The following is a 15,771-nucleotide window of genomic DNA, read 5'->3' as shown; positions in this document are numbered from 1 at the left end:
CCGCGCATGTCATCCGCATCCCAACCCAAGGTATACGTCATGACCCAAGGCAGGAGCCGTATGCGGTAGTTCCGCACGTACGGATCTGGGCGGGGGGCACGGAGAAATCCGTGTCCCTACCGCGACCCCGGCAAATGCGACATCCGATACCTGTAGCTCCCGAGCCGCAGACGTTCGTGCCCGCTGTCGTTACCCCGTCGTCTACGCTACCGGAGCGCTCACCGCGGCAGCGCCGACGCCTCCGAAAGGCGCCCGAGGGCGCCGAGAACAGCGTCATCATCGAGCTTGAGATGAACGGCGTCGCGGTCCGGGTCGGCCGCGGGGCGGATGCCGCGACGGTTGCGGCCGTGATCCATGCGCTGAAGACCAGCACGTGATCGGTCCGACGGGCGCGGTGCGGGTGATGGTGGCGACCAGGCCGGTCGACTTCCGCAAGGGTGCCGAAGGGCTAGCGGCCCTGGTGCGTGAGAGCATCCAGGCCGATCCGTTCTCCGGCGCCGTGTACGTGTTCCGTGCCAAGCGCGCCGACCGGGTGAAGCTGATCTATTGGGATGGCACGGGTGTGTGCCTGTTCGCCAAGCGGCTTGAGACCGGTTCGTTCTGTTGGCCCAACGTGCAAGACGGCGTCATTCGCCTGACCGCGGCGCAGCTGTCGGCCTTGCTCGAAGGATTGGATTGGAAGCGCGTCCACGCTGCGCGCGAGACACCGCCGCCGATCCAGGCGAGTTGAACTGCGGCACAGTGAATCAGTATGCATGTCACGCTCGCGGGGGACCGCGACGCATGGTGTAATCGCATCATGGCGACGACGGCCGACACGCTTCCCGACGATCCCGGCACGCTTAAGGCGATGCTGCTGGCCGAGCGGGCGCGGGCCACGCGGCTCGAGCAGATCATCAAGGAGTTGCAGCGTCATCGCTTCGGCCGCCGGGCTGAGACGCTGCCGAAGGACCAGCTGCTGCTCGGCCTGGAGGAGGTCGAGCAGGTCGAGGCGAGCAGTGATGCCGAGACCGATGCAGCCAATGCGGCCGAGCGATCGAGCCGAGCCGCACGGCGCCGCAGGAACAGAGGAGCGCTGCCGGCGCATCTACCGCGGGTCGAGATGCTGATCGACCTCGACGATCACGCCTGCCCGTGCTGTCAGCAGACGCTACACCGGTCGGCGAGGATGTGAGCGAACGACTGGATATCGTCCCGGCCCAGTTCCGGGTCCTAGTCGTAAGGCGGCCGAAGTATGCCTGCCGGGCCTGCGAGACCACGGTGCAGGCACCGGCGCCAGCGCGGCTGATCGAGGGTGGGCTTCCGACCGAAGCCACCGTGGCGCAGGTGCTCGTCGCCAAATATGCCGACCATCTGCCGCTGTATCGGCAGGCTCAAATTTACGCCCGCCAAGGCCTCGACCTGGATCGCTCGACTCTGGCCGACTGGGTCGGGCGGGCAGCCTTCCTGTTGCGGCCGGTGCATGAGCGGCTGCTCGCGAGGCTGAAGCAGTCGCCAATACTGTTTGCCGACGAGACCACCGCCCCGGTGCTCGATCCCGGACGCGGCCGCACCAAGACTGGCCAGCTCTGGGCATATGGGCCGCGACGACCGGCCCTGGGGCGGCACGGACCCGCCCGCCGTCGCCTATGTCTACGCTCCCGACCGCAAGGCCGAACGGCCGATCGTCCACCTCGCGGGTTTTGCCGGCATCCTCCAGGTCGACGGCTATGCCGGCTATCGGGTCCTGGCCGAGCGCGGTGAAGTTGAACTGGCGTTCTGCTGGTCCCATGTGCGCCGGCGCTTCTACGAACTCGCCGCGGCCGGTCCCGCACCGATCGCTAGCGAGGCGCTCGAACGTATCGCCGGGCTCTACGTCATCGAAGCCGAGATCCGCGGCCGCTCCGCCGACGAGCGTCGCGCCGTCCGCCAAGAGAAGAGCCGGCCGATCGTGGACGAGTTCGAACCCTGGCTGCGCGCTAAGCTTGGTCTGATCAGCCAGAAGACCAAACTCGCGGAGGCCATCCGATATGCGCTGTCGCGTTGGGTCGGGCTGACGCGCTTCATTGTCGACGGCCGCATCGAGATCGATTCCAACGTCGTCGAGCGCGCTATCCGCTCAATCGCGCTGAACCGCAAGAACGCCCTGTTCGCTGGCTCGGACGGCGGCGGCGAACACTGGGCCGTCATCGCCTCACTGATCGAAACCTGCAAGCTCGTCGGTGTCGAACCCCACGCCTATCTCGCCGACGTCATCACCCGCATCGTTAATGACCACCCGAACAGCCAGATCGACGAACTGCTACCCCTGGGCCTTCGTTACTCAAGAAAGCTGCCGCGTGGCCTGAGAACATCGCTTACCCGGAATAGATCGTTCGATCCCGTCGTAATGTGCTTCTCCGGCCGCATCGTCGAAGCCCCCGATGCGGAGAGGGAATCATGCTTCGTCCGTCAAGGGAATTCCGAAAAAGAAATTGTAAGGTTTGCGGGCCTCAAGACCCAAATCAATGCGATCTCAAATGCCTCCGCAGTCGAAAAACAGACTCTCACTCAATCGGTTAGACCGGGCGACTCATTTGCGTCTCTAAGGACAAAATCACGCCTCCGCTCTAACCACATGTCAATTCTCTCGTCGGTCCGGGGCGGTTTCTGCCAGCAGCCAGTCACGAAATACGATAAGGGGAGGATGGGTCGATCGGTCGGGCGGCCATACCAGATAGTATCGCTCGGCGCTTTCCATCGGCAGATTGAGGGCGCGAATAAGTTTGCCGCTCGCCAACTCATCTTGGATCAGGAAGCTCGGCAGCAACGCAACGCCAACGCCGACTATCGCAGCCTGGGCAACTGTCGCAAATTGATCGAAGTACATTGTCTGTCCGGATTCACCGGCTATGTTGTGGACCGAAAACCACCTGTCCCAGGCATTGGGTCGCGTCGAGATGCTGAGCAGCGGTGCCTTCTTCAGATCACCTGCGGCGCGAAACCCGTATTGCTTTTTCAACTCGGGGCTGCAGGCCGGAACAACCTCTTCGGAGCGCAACAATACCATCTCAACGCCGGGCCAGTCCTGCGGCCCAAAATGGATGGCCGCGTCCAGTGCTTCAGCCCGAAAATCGAAGTAGGTCAGGCGCGTTGCAAGGTTGATCGTGATTCCCGGATTGTGCGCGAGAAACTTGGGGAGTCGTGGCGCTAGCCAGCGTGTGCCGAAGGTTGGCAGGATGGCGAGATTGAGCGTGCCGCCTCTGGGATTGGCGTGAAGGTTGAAGGAGGCCGTGCTGATCTTGCGCAGGGCCTCACGAACTTCGCGCGCATAGGCTTCGCCGGCGGCGGTCACGCGAATGGACTGGCGTTCACGTGCGAAGAGCTCAACGTCGAGCTGCTCTTCAAGGAGCTTGATCTGGCGGCTGACTGCGCTCTGGGTGAGGCTAAGCTCCTTGGCGGCCAAGGTGACGCTGCCTGTTCTGGCGGCGGCCTCAAAAGCTGCAAGTAGCGCGGTCGACGGAAGGAAGCGGCGGGGCGTGTGCATATTCATTCCAAGCAAGCATGACCTCTTGAGAAATGATCGCTTGGTCACATTGCAAAGACAAGGCTAATCTCTCACCTAGCATACCGATTTGGTATGGTCTGGTGGACCCTTCGGGCGGAAAGTCAGCAACGGAGCTATTAATGGACGGGCGGCACGCTCATCCGGATCACATCCGGGACCTATTCTCGCGCGCGATGTCCGAAATTTATCGTGCGGAGGTTCCGCAACACGAGACGCTCCTGGCGCTTTTGGCTGACGTCAATACTGAGACTTTGCGCGCTGATCCTGGGTTGCGTGCCAGTCACGAACAGAGCGGCGAAATCGAAAGGCGGGGCGTCGAACGACACGGTGCGATCCGGCTCGGCACGGCGCGCGAGATGTTTGATATTCGCCGGGTGTTCGCGGTCATGGGTATGCACCCGGTCGGCTGTTATGACTTGTCGGTGGCGGGCGTCCCGGTCCATTCCACTGCCTTTCGCCCGATTCCCGAAGATGCGCTTCGCCGCAATTCGTTCCGCTCGCTGGAGTGCGGACAGAAGCAGCTTGGGCTGCTCCGACCGCCTTCGCCTGCGGAGAAGTACGACTGGGGCGCGCTGCTTCGGGCCGACCAGCGCAGCGCTCCGCAGCTATCTGAATGAACAGCCAACTCTGGAATACTCTCACCATGTCAGTTTCGACGAAAGCCCAAGCGCAATCTCATAAGCTCGATTTTTCCAGTGAAGTCGACAGGCTGCTTGCCGATGTTGGCGTGTGCCGACCGCTCTATAAGGATGGTGCACTCAAAGTGCACACCCCAATAACTGGGGAGACTATCGGACAGGTCCAGGAAACAAGCTCTGGTGAGGCCGTCGCCTCAATCGAAGCGGCGCATGCGGCCTTCCGGGCATGGAGATTGGTGCCTGCGCCGAAGCGCGGTGAACTTGTACGGCTGCTTGGCGAAGAATTGCGCGCCAACAAGGAGGCTCTGGGCCGACTGGTCTCGATTGAGGTTGGCAAGAACCTCTCGGAGGGTCTTGGCGAAGTCCAGGAGATGATCGATATCTGCGATTTTGCTGTCGGGCTTTCCCGGCAGCTCTATGGCCTCACCATCGCGACGGAGCGGGCGGAGCATCGGATGATGGAAAGTTGGCATCCGCTCGGCGTCACTGGAATCATCTCGGCCTTTAACTTTCCGGTCGCGGTCTGGGCATGGAATGCGGCGCTGGCGCTGGTCTGTGGCAACAGCATCGTGTGGAAGCCGTCGGAGAAGACGCCGTTGACGGCGCTCGCGGCCCAGGCGCTGCTCGATCGTGCCATCAAGCGCTTCAAGCACCACGGCGGGATGGCGCCCGAGGGCCTCTCAGCTGCGCTGCTAGGCGGGCGCGAGATCGGCGAGATCCTCGTCGATTACCCAAGGGTCGCCTTGGTCTCGGCCACCGGATCGACTGCAATGGGCCGCGCAGTTGGACCGCGGCTTGCCAAACGCTTCGCCCGCGGGATCCTCGAGCTCGGCGGCAACAATGCGGCGATCGTTGCGCCAACGGCGAACCTTGACTTGACGCTACGCGGCGTTGCCTTTGCCGCGATGGGCACAGCCGGCCAGCGCTGCACGACGCTGCGCCGTCTGTTCGTGCATGAGAGCGTCTACGATGCCTTCATGCCGCCCCTGAAGCGCGCCTATGATTCCGTCACCATCGGTAATCCTCTCGAAGCCAGCACTTTGGTTGGTCCATTGATTGACGGTGCGGCCTATCGCAGCATGCAAAGTGCTCTTAAAGCTGCGATGGCCGCGGGTGGTAGCGTTCATGGCGGCGAGCGCGTGACCCTCCGGGGGGCGGCTGACGGATATTACGTGCGTCCGGCCCTGGTCGAGATCGCCGCGCAAACCGGGCCAGTCGAGCACGAGACGTTCGCGCCGATCCTCTACGTGATGAAGTACAGCGACTTCGATTCCGTTCTCGAACAACACAACGCCGTTGCACAGGGTCTCTCGTCCTCGATCTTTACTAATGATCTGCACGAAGCCGAAGCCTTCCTGTCGGCGCGAGGCTCCGATTGCGGCATTGCCAACGTCAATATCGGCCCATCGGGTGCCGAAATCGGCGGAGCATTTGGTGGCGAGAAAGAGACCGGCGGCGGGCGCGAGTCCGGATCGGACTCATGGAAGGCGTATATGCGCCGGGCAACCAATACTGTCAATTTTGGCCGGATGCTACCGCTCGCACAAGGCGTCAAGTTTGACGTGCTTTGATGGAGGATCAGGCTTGAATTCTCCCGTTCAAGCACGATTGTCCCGGTTCCGGCCGTCGAGCCGTCTTGCGCCGATCGGCGTCTCGGAGATCCTGAAGATCACGGGGCTTGCCACAGAGCTCAAGCGCCAAGGGAGGGACATCATTCTGCTGGGGACGGGGGAGCCCGATTTTGACACACCGCAGCACGTCAAGGACGCAGCGAAGCGCGCAATGGACGCTGGTGCGACGAAGTACACCGAATTGGATGGCACGCCTGAACTGAAGGCGGCGATCCGCGCTAAGTTCAAACGCGAAAATGGACTCGACTTCGCGCAGGACGAAATCACGGTGTCGGCCGGCGCCAAGCAGGTTCTTTTCAACGCGATGATGGCGACGCTCGAGGTCGGCGACGAGGTTATCATCCCGACGCCGTACTGGGTAAGCTATGCCGATATCGTTGTGATCATGGGCGGCAAACCAGTGCGGGTACCTTGTCGGGAGGTCAACGGTTTTCGCCTGACCGCAGAGGATGTCGCGCGGGCGATTACGCCGCGCACGCGCTGGGTGATGTTGAACTCGCCGTCCAATCCATCGGGGGCGGCCTATTCGGAGCAAGACTACCGGCCCATCCTCAACGTGCTGATGGAGCATCCGCATGTCTGGCTAATGGTTGACGACATTTACGAGCACATCGTCTATGACAATTTTCGTTTCGTCACACCTGTGGCAATCGAACCGTCGCTTCGTAGCCGCACCCTGACAATCAACGGTGTCTCCAAAGCCTATGCTATGACGGGGTGGCGAATTGGTTATGCAGGCGGACCGAGCGAACTCATCCGCGCCATGGCTGTCGTCCAGAGCCAATCAACGTCATGCCCTTCCTCGATCAGCCAGGCTGCCGCCATCGCAGCGCTCAATGGCCCCGCGGAGATCGTGAGGGAGCGATGCTGGTCGTTCCAGGAGCGGCGCGATTTGGTCGTGACAGCCTTAAACAAGATCGAAGGCATCACCTGTCGGGTACCCGAGGGCGCGTTCTACACCTTCGCCGGTTGCGCCGGACTGATCGGCCGCACGACGCCGGATAGTCAGTGCATCAGCAGTGATACCGATTTCGCTGAATATCTCCTACGCAGCGTCGGCGTTGCCATCGTTCCGGGCTCGGCGTTTGGCCTCGCACCCTATTTCCGGATCTCCTACGCCACGTCGGTTTTCGAGCTTCAGGAAGCGTGCCGGCGTATTGCGCTTGCGACCATTCGGTTAACTTGAGAGTGAGTGCCTCCTCCGGCGTGGCCCTTCGTGCTTATGTTTAGGGAGTTGCTGGATCGTTGCTCTATCGATCTTTGAGTTAATTCTCGTACTTTCACCTCGATGGGTTCGCTTCCAACCCGAGGTCAATTCGCCTGATACACAGTTCGCCCGAATATGACCCGTGAACCAGAGCGATATATGGCGGTCCTGTCGTCGAAATGGCCAAGCAGCAATTCGATCGAGTTGCACCTACAAATTTTGGAAATGGATCCGAAGCGCGCAGTCGCCCTGTCGATGAACTTTGCCGTCAACTCAGATTCGTCCTGACGACTTAATCTGCCGAATGTGCGAAAAGGCCTTCTAGAATAAGCCTAAGCTCAGTTTTTGAGATGCCAATCGGCTATTCTTCGCAATCGAGGTTAGCCGTTTGTTGAGATAATCAAGCGACTCCTCATCGAGCCCGCCAAACATGGTCGAGTTGAGGGCTTGTCTCTTGATTGACAGCTTCGTGATTTCCGCCCGGGCTTTTGGAGTCAGCGAGATCTGAAGAAACCTTGCGTCATCAGGCGACGTTACGCGGGCAAGGAGCTCCAGCTTTTCAAGTCTCTTAGTTTCCTTGGTCACGAAGGCGGGATGGATACGCAGTTTGTTCGCAACAGCTATTCCCGCGACGCCGCGACCTTCGTCGAGCTCGTCAATGGCCATCAGGATCAACCACTGTGGTTCGGTTATTCCCAACAGGTGGGCCCAACTCTCGTGTATTTCCTCGAGTTGAGAGTGAATTTCGACAATGTTCCAGATGAAGTCCCTAACGGCTCTGTCGAGTTGTTCTTTCTCAGCCATGTTGGTCTTTCTGCCAAAGGCTCGGTGTCGCCGATCCGGCGCACAGCTGTTTCCCAAACCGGGAACGTTAAGTACTGCAAGAAGGCCTTGCGGGACATAGCCGCCATCTTGAAAATTAATTAATACAATTTATTAATTTAGTCATGCGCTGGATTGACCCGGAAGCACCGCTCGCTATCATCACTGAAGCCTTCAAACAGGATCTCAAGATACCCTCGAAGTTATTTTTTTGCATTGCGATCGAGACTGGCGGAGATGTTGCGAATTAGCAGCACCTTCCGCCAAAAATATAATAGACCAAATTAATTAATTGTAGAAATCCATCAAAAAATTTATACGACGATGGACAGCGAGGGGGCGCCTCGACGTCGTTCCGTCATGCACTTGCCCAGCCGGGTGAGGTTGTAGCGGCGGATCTCTGAAGGACGGAAACGACGTTTCCAATTTGGAGGTTCATCCATGAAACTGATGAAGAGTCTTATCCTCGGTTCTACGGCAATGTTCGCGGCCGTCGGGGCGCGGGCGGCCGACCTTCCCGTGAAGGCCAAAGCCATCGAATATGTGAAGGTCTGCTCGCTGTATGGTGCCGGATTCTACTACATCCCGGGCACCGACACCTGCTTGAGACTCGGCGGCTATCTGCGTGCGGACGTGTTGGTCAACACGAACAGCGACAACACCGGCAATACTTCGGGCGCTGGCGCCGCGGGAAATCGATTCACGAACGCCTTCACTTGGCGCGCTCGTCAATATTTAGAAATCGATACACGCACGGCGACTGAATACGGTGTGGTTCGCACCTTCGGCCAACTGGCGTTCAGCTGGACCGATGATACGTTCGCGGGGACTGGCGCCGGAGGAACTGTTTACTCGCTTGTTCCTGGTACGACTAACGGCGGGGCAGCGTTCAACTCAAGTCAGGGTGCAAACTCCTTCGGCAATATCGGCGTCTACTATGCCTTCATGCAGTTCGCGGGTTTCACGATAGGTAAGGCTCTCTCGCAGTTCAGCGCACCTTGGTCGAACTATCCCGGCAACAACTTCGACGGCCTCGTCGGCGGCGGCGGTGCGGTTACTGGCGTCAATCAGTTCTCTTATACAGCCGACTTTGGTCAGGGCATTTCGGCCTCGATTTCAGCACAGGATCCTACTCAATATACCCAGGCTGGTGTACTCAACGTGGCGGTTGGCCCGGCTGGCATTCCCGTCGGTACGCTCGGCCCATTTGGCGCTAACGACTATGCTGGCACGTATGCTCCTGATTTCATCGGTCAGGTACGTGTCGACCAGGCTTGGGGATTATTCCAGGCCTCGGTAGCCGCACACGACAACCATGCGGCCTACTATGGTGCCAATGAACTGACCGGTCATCCTAGCGACGTTTGGGGCTGGGCTGGTCAGTTGGCCTTGTCGATCAAGAATATCCCGACCGGAGCTGGCGACTCGATCAACATTACAGGCGTATATACGGACGGCGCCACCCGTTACAACATCCAAGACCTGAGCCAAGGCGGCGGTATGACGATCTTTGGCGGCACAAGCTTGCCTGGCGCCTATCAGAGCATTGGATTCGGGACGGCACCCGACACGGTGTTCGGAAATAATGGAGGCTCTCAGCAGAAAATCCAGACTTGGGGTATGCGCGGTGCGTTCAACCACAACTGGGACCCCTACTGGAGCAGCTCGCTGTACGGTGCATATGCTCGGGTGATGTATAGTGGCGGGGCCAAGACGTTGGTCTGCGGCAACGGCGTTGTTGGTGGTTCATTCCAAGCCTTTTATGGTGCGGGCGTCACGTCCTGCAACCCCGATTACGGGATTGCGCAGCTCGGTGTGATTACTCGGTGGACCCCCGTTAAGAACCTGACCTTTTCGGCTGATCTCACCTACACCCATCTAGATCAGAATATGGCGGGCACGATCGCTTACCCTGGCAGTAACGCCATTGGCAAGCCCGCAACCACTTACGAACTCAAGGACCAGAGCACTCTACTCCTCCTCCTTCGTGCTCAACGCAACTTCTGATTTGAACTAGCAGCAAAGGAGAAAATCTCGATTAATTCAACCTCCAAGGAAGGCCTCCGGTATGCCCACCGGAGGCCTTTTTGAGACAAGTCAACGACATGAGGCTCCATCGACGTTGGAATGGGGCGCCGCATCGGCTTCCAAAAGGGGATTGGCAGTTCGTCACGGTTGACCGTATCACGAGACGCGCTATTCTCAACCATCAGTCGCGCATTTGTGCGCTCTGGCCGCAGTTTTAATGTCAACGACACCGGAATTCGGCCGCCAGCCGTGCCGCAGGCTGGCGCCGTTGCGAATTTCAATGCCACTATCGAGGTGCGTACAATGTTCGATGCTCTGACGGAGCAGACGAGAGGTGAAGCCTGATGAGCCAACGAATCGTGGTGGCTGGCACCGATACCAGGATCGGAAAGACGGTCTTTTCCGCGGGGCTCGCTGATCTCCTCGGCGCGAATTACTGGAAACCGATTCAGGCCGGCCTCGAAGGAGAGACCGATGCCGAGCTCGTCGCACGGTTGGGCGGTGTCTCCGCCGATCGCATCGTACCCGAGCTTTACCGCCTTCTTGTTGATTGTCTTCTCGCTTTAGGCGTGACCGAAGACATTCGGGGGGGCCCGACGAAAAGTATCTCGCTGTTCTGGACGCGGTTCATGACACCATCGGCAGGCTCGACTATATGTTCTGCCGTAACGGCGACCGCTCCGTAGCCGCGCGCAGCGATGATGTCTCCGATCTCCTCCAGCCCCTCTTCATCCAGAGCCTGAAGCTGCTGCCCCTCTGCACCTATACGACCCTTGACGACGAAGCGATCTTGCCGGGGGACAAGCGGCGGGGGAGGTTGCAGATTGAGGTCATACTGCTCGAACCGGCCTTCGGTCCGCATCTCGATTACATCCCGGAAGCCATCTGTTGTTACTAGTGCTGTTTTTGCACCTCTCCGTTCGATCAGCACATTGGTCGCAAGCGTCGTCCCGTGGACGATGAGGCTGATATCCGCCGCCGAAATTCCCGCATCCCGGATAACGATGGCGAGGCCATCCAGGATAGCCTGCTCAGGCGCCGAATAGTTCGTCACCACTTTGGCCGAAAGATCTTGCCGCGCACATCAAGCGCAAGGTCGCCGAAGGTACCGCCGATGTCCGCGCCGAGGCGGATATCTTCCTTGCGATTGCTCATGACGTCACCTTCTGCGAGGCAAGTGCAGCGTCGCGCATTTGGGAAAGCGTCTGACGGGACGTAAGAGCTTCAGGCGAAACTGCGAGGTCGAGAACAGCGCCTGTCGGCGCAAGAAGGTCAGCGTGCCCATTTCCATCAGCGCGGAAGTGTCACCGCAAACCCGGCCGCTTGGGCAAGCTGTGTCAGCGTCAATTTCTTTATTCTACGGAGTTCGCGGATCTGTCCGCCCACAGAAGCCCCTGGGTCCATATTAGACCACGATTCCGAGGTCGCCCATTCATCCGCTGCGCGCACCGACCTAATAGTCATCGCCTCAATTGAAATTCAAAACCTACCATGAATGAATTCATCGAAGCGCCCATCGCAACACAACGTTCGACTCCCAAAGCCGGTGACTACCAACGCACCGCCGCAGACCTGCGCCTCCTTACGGACGGCAGGATTCAAAAAAAGGCACCGTCAACGTGAAAATATAATTCACAATTGTGAAAAAATATGCCACTATTTCAGGACCGATCGGAGGATGTGGCACATCTTCCAAAAATCGGCGCAAGTCGTCATTGTTGGGGATGGAATCGTGGGTTGCAGTCTGGCGTACCATCCGACCCTCCGCGGTTGGACCGACGTTGTTTTGCTAGAACGAAAGCAGCTTGCGTCCGGGACAACGTGGCGCCCTGCGGGTCTCGTGGGTCAATTTGGTGCAACTCACAATCTCGCGCGACTGGCTCAATATACTACAGAGCTTTACTCCGAAATCGAGCGCAGGACTGGCCAAAATACCGAATATCGGCAGATTGGATCGCTTGCAATTGCGAACAATCAAGAGCGCTTTGAAGAGCTCCGGCGCAGGGCTTCGGTGGCTCGATGTTTTGGGTTGGAGGTCAACATCCTGTCGGCAGAGGAGGCGGGTTGTCTTTGGCCTTTGATGACGACCGAGGATCTCGTCGGGGCGGTGGATCTCCCGAAAGATGGGCAGACCAACCGAGTGGACGCGACGCAAGCTCTCGCAAAAGGAGCGAAAGTTCGCGGCGCGAAGATTTTTGAAAATGCGCTGGTCGCGGACGTTCTAACCAGAGACGGCCGCGCGATCGGAATGCGGACCAAGGACGGTAAAATAGCGGCCGAATTCGTTATGAAGTGTGCTCGCATGTGGGAGCGAGATCTCGGCGCCAAGGTTGGCGCGACCGTGCCGCTTCACGCGGCCGAGCACTTCTACATCGTTACGAAGCCAGTCCCCGGAATCAAAAACACCTCCCCGTCCTGCGTGACGGCGATGCCTGCACGTACTTCAAAAAGACGCGGGCAAGCTGTTGGTCGGTTGGTTCGAGCCGATCGCAAAACCATGGGCTATGCAGGGAATTTCTGAAAGTTATGAATTCAACACACTACCAGACGACCTCGATCATATTGAGCCATTGCTCGAAGAGGCGATTCGTCGCGTGCCGATATTGCCGAAGACCGGCATTCAGTCGTTCTTCAATGGCCCTGAAAAGCTTCATTCCCGACGACCGTTACATCGAGGCCTCTTCGCTATTATGATCGAGAGAATATACCAACCGCAGCGAGCCGCTCGAAGCGAGTTCATCCGCATCCGGACGCTCGATTATCACGTCTTGGTCTGGGGCGAGCCCGCCGCCGACAAAAGCCCGATCGTGATGGCTCACGGCTGGATGGACGTGGCGGCGTCATGGCAGTTCCTGGTCGACGCGTTCGCACGTGACCACTGGATAATTGCGCCGGACGGGCGCGGGTATGGACTGACGGAATCGCCACACGCGGACTACTACTGGTTCCTAGATTACCTCGCGGATTTGGACTTCCTGATCGATCACTATTCACCGCGCACGAGCGTGAACCTCGTGGGCCATAGTATGGGCGGCTTCACCGCGATGCTGTACGCGGGCTCGCGCCCCCAGCGCATTCGACGCTTGATCAACCTTGAAGGCTTCGGCTTGGCGACCACGCGGCCTTTCATGGCCCCGAAGCGCTACGCAAAATGGATGGACCAATTGAAGGCCTTCCATCGCGGCGAGATCGAATTAAAGACGTACGACTCGGCGGCGAGCGTGGCCCGGCGTCTCATGAAGATGAACAGACGCCTGACGCAGGATAAGGCGGATTGGCTGAGTACGCACTGGGCGCGCCCGGACCAGCAAGGCCAATGGCGTATCTTCGATCCCGCGCACAAGATCACTAACCCCCACCTGTTTCGGCTAGACGAGGTGCTTGAAATCTATCGCTGCATCGCCGCACCGACTTTGGCGATCGAGGGCTTCGACAACAGTCTCTCGCAATGGTGGCAGGACCGGTACACACTCGCGGAATATCATGAACGTTTGAAATCCGTTTCTGACTGCCGCATCGCAAAGGTGCTCGATGCCGGGCACATGGTGCACCACGATCAGCCGGAGCGAGTTGCCGATCTCATTGAGAACTTCGTCGCTTGATCCAACGGGTGTCAAACGAGATCTCGCCCTTTGACGGTTTGACTAGGTCAGCTAATGGCCGGTCGAGAAAGACATCGTGTCCGCGCGTTGGGGACGTGCTTCAAAACGATTCTCAACTATAGAGCCCAGGAGCATAAGCTGTGAGCGAAGTGGTCAAGCTCGAACGTCGTGATGTCATCCCGTCGTCACGGTTAACAGCCCTCCTCAGAACACGCTCAGCGCCGCGGTGCGCGGCGGCATCCTGGAATGCATTAAAGCCGCTATCGCCGATCCGGAAGTGAAGGGTGTCATGCTCACCTGTGCGGGGCGCACCTTCATTGCCGGCGCCGACATCACCGAATTCAGCAAGCCGCCGAAGCCGCCTGCGCTCAACGACGTGCTCACGGAGATCGAGAATTCGCCAAAGCCGGTCGTCGCCGCGATACACGGCACCGCATTCGGCGGCGGCCTCGAGGTTGCACTGTTCTGTCATTTCCGCGTTGCCGTGAAGGAAGCGAAGTTTGGCCTACCCGAGGCGAAGCTCGGCCTGCTGCCCATCGGCGGCACGCAGCGCTTGCCGCGCGCGGTCGGCCCCGAGCTCGCGGTCAAGATGATCGTCGGCGGTGATCCTATTGGTGCCGCGGAAGCGCTCAAGCACGGCCTGATCGAGGAGATCATCGAGGGGCCGGCCTCGGGCGGCGAAGCCTTTGTCCGCACGCTGCTCGCCGAGAAGCATCAGCTGCGGCGCCTCCGCGACGACAATTCCAAGCTCGCCGCCGCCAAGGCCGATCGCTCGATCTTCACCAATGCGGTCGACAGCATGATCAAGAAGTCGCGCGGCCTGGAAGCGCCGCTCGCGGCGGCCGACGCCGTCGGCTACGCCATCGAACTGCCGTTCGACGAGGGCCTCAAGAAGGAGCGCGAAGGCTCCCTCAAGCTGGTCGCCAGCGACCAGTCCAAGGCACAGCGCTGCGCCTTCTTCGCCGAGCGCGAAGCCAACAAGATCGCGGGCGTGCCCGAGGGCGCGAAGGGCCGCAACGTGGCGCACGTCGCCATCCTCGGCGCCGGCACCATGGGCGGCGGCGGCATCGCGAAGTCTTTTGCCAATGCCGGCATTCCCGTCACCCTAATCGAGACCGGCGAGGAGCAGCTCAAACCGGCCTCGGCATCATACAGAAGAATTGGGAAACGACCGCGGCGCGCGGCGGCATCCCAGCCGACGCGCCCGCCAAGCATGGCGCTGATCGACGGCAAGGTCGGCCTCGAGAATGTCAAGGACGCTGACCTGGTGATCGAAGCTGTATTCGAGACCATGGCGGTGAAGAAGGAAGTCTTTGGCAAGCTCGACCAGTTCGCCAAGCCCGGCGCCGTACTCGCTTCCAATACGTCCTATCTGAACATCGACGAGATCGCCAAGGTGACCAACCGTCCGCAGGATGTCTTGGGCATGCACTTCTTCTCGCCGGCCAACGTCATGAAGCTCTGCGAGATCGCGCGCGCCGACACAAGACCGCGCCCGATGCGCTGGTCGCGGCGGTCTCGATTGCGCGCAAGATCGCAAAAGTGCTGGCCGTGGTCCGCGTCTGCGACGGCTTTGTCGGCAACCGCATGCTGGCGCGACGTGGCAAACGGTCCGAAAAGCTGTTGTTCGAAGGTGCGCTGCCCCAGCAGGTCGATGCCGTGGTCGCAAAGTTCGGCATGCCGATGGGACCGTTCGCAATGGGCGACCTCGCCGGCCTCGATATTGGCTGGCGCTCGCGGAAAGATCGGGACATCAAGTCGGAAATCGAGGACACGCTGTGCGAAGCCGGCCGCTTCTGCCAGAAGACCGGCAAGGGCTACTACAAATATGAAGCGGGCTCGCGCGCCGCTGCCCGATCCCGAGGTCGAGAAGCTGATCGACGAGACGCTTCTGCGTCTCGGCCACAAGAAGCGCGTCGTCAGCGACGAGGAGATCCTCGAGCGCATGACGTATCCGATGATCAACGAGGGCGCGAAGATCGTGGCCGAGGGCATCGCGGCGCGGCCCTCCGACATCGACGTGGTCTGGCTCTACGGCTATGGCTGGCCGATCTATCGCGGCGGTCCGATGTACTGGGCCGACCAGGTAGGCTTGAAACACATCGTCGATCGGTTGAGCTTCTATGCCAGAGAAACATATGATCCTTCGCTCGAGCCCGCGCCGCTCTTGAAGTGCCTCGTTGCCGCGGGCAAGGGCGTTGCGTCGCTCGCCGCCCCCCTCGAAGGCGGCTTAGTGCCGATCTCTCCCTGCAAAGAGCTTAGGCGTCCGTGGCTTTCGTCGACGATGACCGCAAGAAAGATCAACGCGACATAGGCG

At 59.7% G+C, this 15,771-nt stretch carries 11 protein-coding genes and 5 pseudogenes; 13 read left to right on the top strand and 3 right to left on the bottom strand.

Annotated features, from left to right (window positions below; translation table 11 throughout):
* The first annotated feature begins 176 nt into the window (after positions 1-176).
* From AC1VNY_RS21675 to tnpC, 3 genes and pseudogenes are all read left to right on the top strand, one after another.
* Complete coding sequence (locus tag AC1VNY_RS21675; RefSeq protein WP_482406693.1) at positions 177-377, top strand: hypothetical protein; 201 nt, start codon at positions 177-179, stop codon at positions 375-377.
* Positions 374-730 carry an IS66 family insertion sequence element accessory protein TnpB gene (tnpB, locus tag AC1VNY_RS21670; protein WP_482406692.1) on the top strand — a complete coding sequence of 119 codons (357 nt, stop codon included), beginning with the start codon at positions 374-376 and terminating at the stop codon, positions 728-730. The genes AC1VNY_RS21675 and tnpB overlap by 4 nt, the downstream gene beginning before the upstream one ends.
* A gap of 69 nt (positions 731-799) precedes the next feature.
* Positions 800-2,287, top strand: a pseudogene (gene tnpC, locus AC1VNY_RS21665) (IS66 family transposase); the annotation flags it as partial.
* 312 nt (positions 2,288-2,599) lie between these two features.
* Here tnpC and AC1VNY_RS21660 read toward each other — a convergent pair.
* Positions 2,600-3,511 carry a LysR family transcriptional regulator gene (locus tag AC1VNY_RS21660; protein ID WP_482406699.1) on the bottom strand — a complete coding sequence of 304 codons (912 nt, stop codon included), beginning with the start codon at positions 3,509-3,511 and terminating at the stop codon, positions 2,600-2,602.
* 134 nt (positions 3,512-3,645) lie between these two features.
* Between AC1VNY_RS21660 and AC1VNY_RS21655 the strand changes: the two are divergent.
* The 3 genes and pseudogenes from AC1VNY_RS21655 to AC1VNY_RS21645 all read left to right on the top strand — a co-directional run.
* Positions 3,646-4,023, top strand: a pseudogene (locus AC1VNY_RS21655) (2-oxoadipate dioxygenase/decarboxylase family protein); the annotation flags it as partial.
* A gap of 146 nt (positions 4,024-4,169) precedes the next feature.
* On the top strand, positions 4,170-5,735 hold the full coding sequence (amaB, locus tag AC1VNY_RS21650) for an L-piperidine-6-carboxylate dehydrogenase (RefSeq protein ID WP_482406698.1): 1,566 nt from the start codon (positions 4,170-4,172) through the stop codon (positions 5,733-5,735).
* Positions 5,736-5,748: 13 nt separating this feature from the next.
* Positions 5,749-6,981 carry a pyridoxal phosphate-dependent aminotransferase gene (locus AC1VNY_RS21645; RefSeq protein ID WP_482406691.1) on the top strand — a complete coding sequence of 411 codons (1,233 nt, stop codon included), beginning with the start codon at positions 5,749-5,751 and terminating at the stop codon, positions 6,979-6,981.
* Between the two features lie 342 nt (positions 6,982-7,323).
* Here the strand turns inward: AC1VNY_RS21645 and AC1VNY_RS21640 are convergent, their stop codons facing one another.
* On the bottom strand, positions 7,324-7,806 hold the full coding sequence (locus AC1VNY_RS21640) for a MarR family winged helix-turn-helix transcriptional regulator (protein ID WP_482406690.1): 483 nt from the start codon (positions 7,804-7,806) through the stop codon (positions 7,324-7,326).
* A 459-nt stretch (positions 7,807-8,265) separates the two neighbouring features.
* On the opposite strand from AC1VNY_RS21640, the gene AC1VNY_RS21635 reads away from it, so the two are divergent.
* Together AC1VNY_RS21635 and AC1VNY_RS21630 are read left to right on the top strand one after the other, a co-directional pair.
* Positions 8,266-9,831, top strand: coding sequence for a porin (locus AC1VNY_RS21635; RefSeq protein ID WP_482406689.1), 1,566 nt, complete (start codon positions 8,266-8,268; stop codon positions 9,829-9,831).
* A gap of 365 nt (positions 9,832-10,196) precedes the next feature.
* Positions 10,197-10,394: pseudogene (locus AC1VNY_RS21630) on the top strand (AAA family ATPase); the annotation flags it as partial.
* Here AC1VNY_RS21630 and AC1VNY_RS21625 read toward each other — a convergent pair.
* Complete coding sequence (locus AC1VNY_RS21625; RefSeq protein ID WP_482406688.1) at positions 10,385-10,906, bottom strand: hydantoinase/oxoprolinase N-terminal domain-containing protein; 522 nt, start codon at positions 10,904-10,906, stop codon at positions 10,385-10,387. The pseudogene AC1VNY_RS21630 and the gene AC1VNY_RS21625 sit on opposite strands and share 10 nt — an antisense overlap.
* 624 nt (positions 10,907-11,530) lie before the next feature.
* Here AC1VNY_RS21625 and AC1VNY_RS21620 point away from each other — a divergent pair.
* From AC1VNY_RS21620 to AC1VNY_RS21600, 5 genes and pseudogenes are all read left to right on the top strand, one after another.
* Entirely contained in the window at positions 11,531-12,373 is an 843-nt protein-coding gene (locus AC1VNY_RS21620) for an NAD(P)/FAD-dependent oxidoreductase (protein ID WP_482406687.1), read from the top strand.
* The gene (locus AC1VNY_RS21615) at positions 12,318-13,454 is read left to right on the top strand and encodes an alpha/beta fold hydrolase (protein WP_482406686.1); all 1,137 of its coding nucleotides are present in this window, start codon (positions 12,318-12,320) and stop codon (positions 13,452-13,454) included. Before AC1VNY_RS21620 ends, AC1VNY_RS21615 begins: the two co-directional genes overlap by 56 nt.
* Positions 13,455-13,680: 226 nt before the next feature.
* Positions 13,681-14,877 (top strand): annotated as a pseudogene (locus AC1VNY_RS21610) (enoyl-CoA hydratase-related protein); the annotation flags it as partial.
* Positions 14,878-15,041: 164 nt separating this feature from the next.
* A pseudogene (locus AC1VNY_RS21605) lies at positions 15,042-15,224 on the top strand (3-hydroxyacyl-CoA dehydrogenase family protein); the annotation flags it as partial.
* A gap of 58 nt (positions 15,225-15,282) precedes the next feature.
* The gene (locus AC1VNY_RS21600) at positions 15,283-15,768 is read left to right on the top strand and encodes a 3-hydroxyacyl-CoA dehydrogenase family protein (protein ID WP_482406697.1); all 486 of its coding nucleotides are present in this window, start codon (positions 15,283-15,285) and stop codon (positions 15,766-15,768) included.
* The last annotated feature ends 3 nt before the right edge of the window (positions 15,769-15,771 follow it).

It is taken from the genome of Bradyrhizobium ferriligni (assembly GCF_056837965.1).
This window is presented reverse-complemented; position numbering and strand designations above follow the sequence as displayed.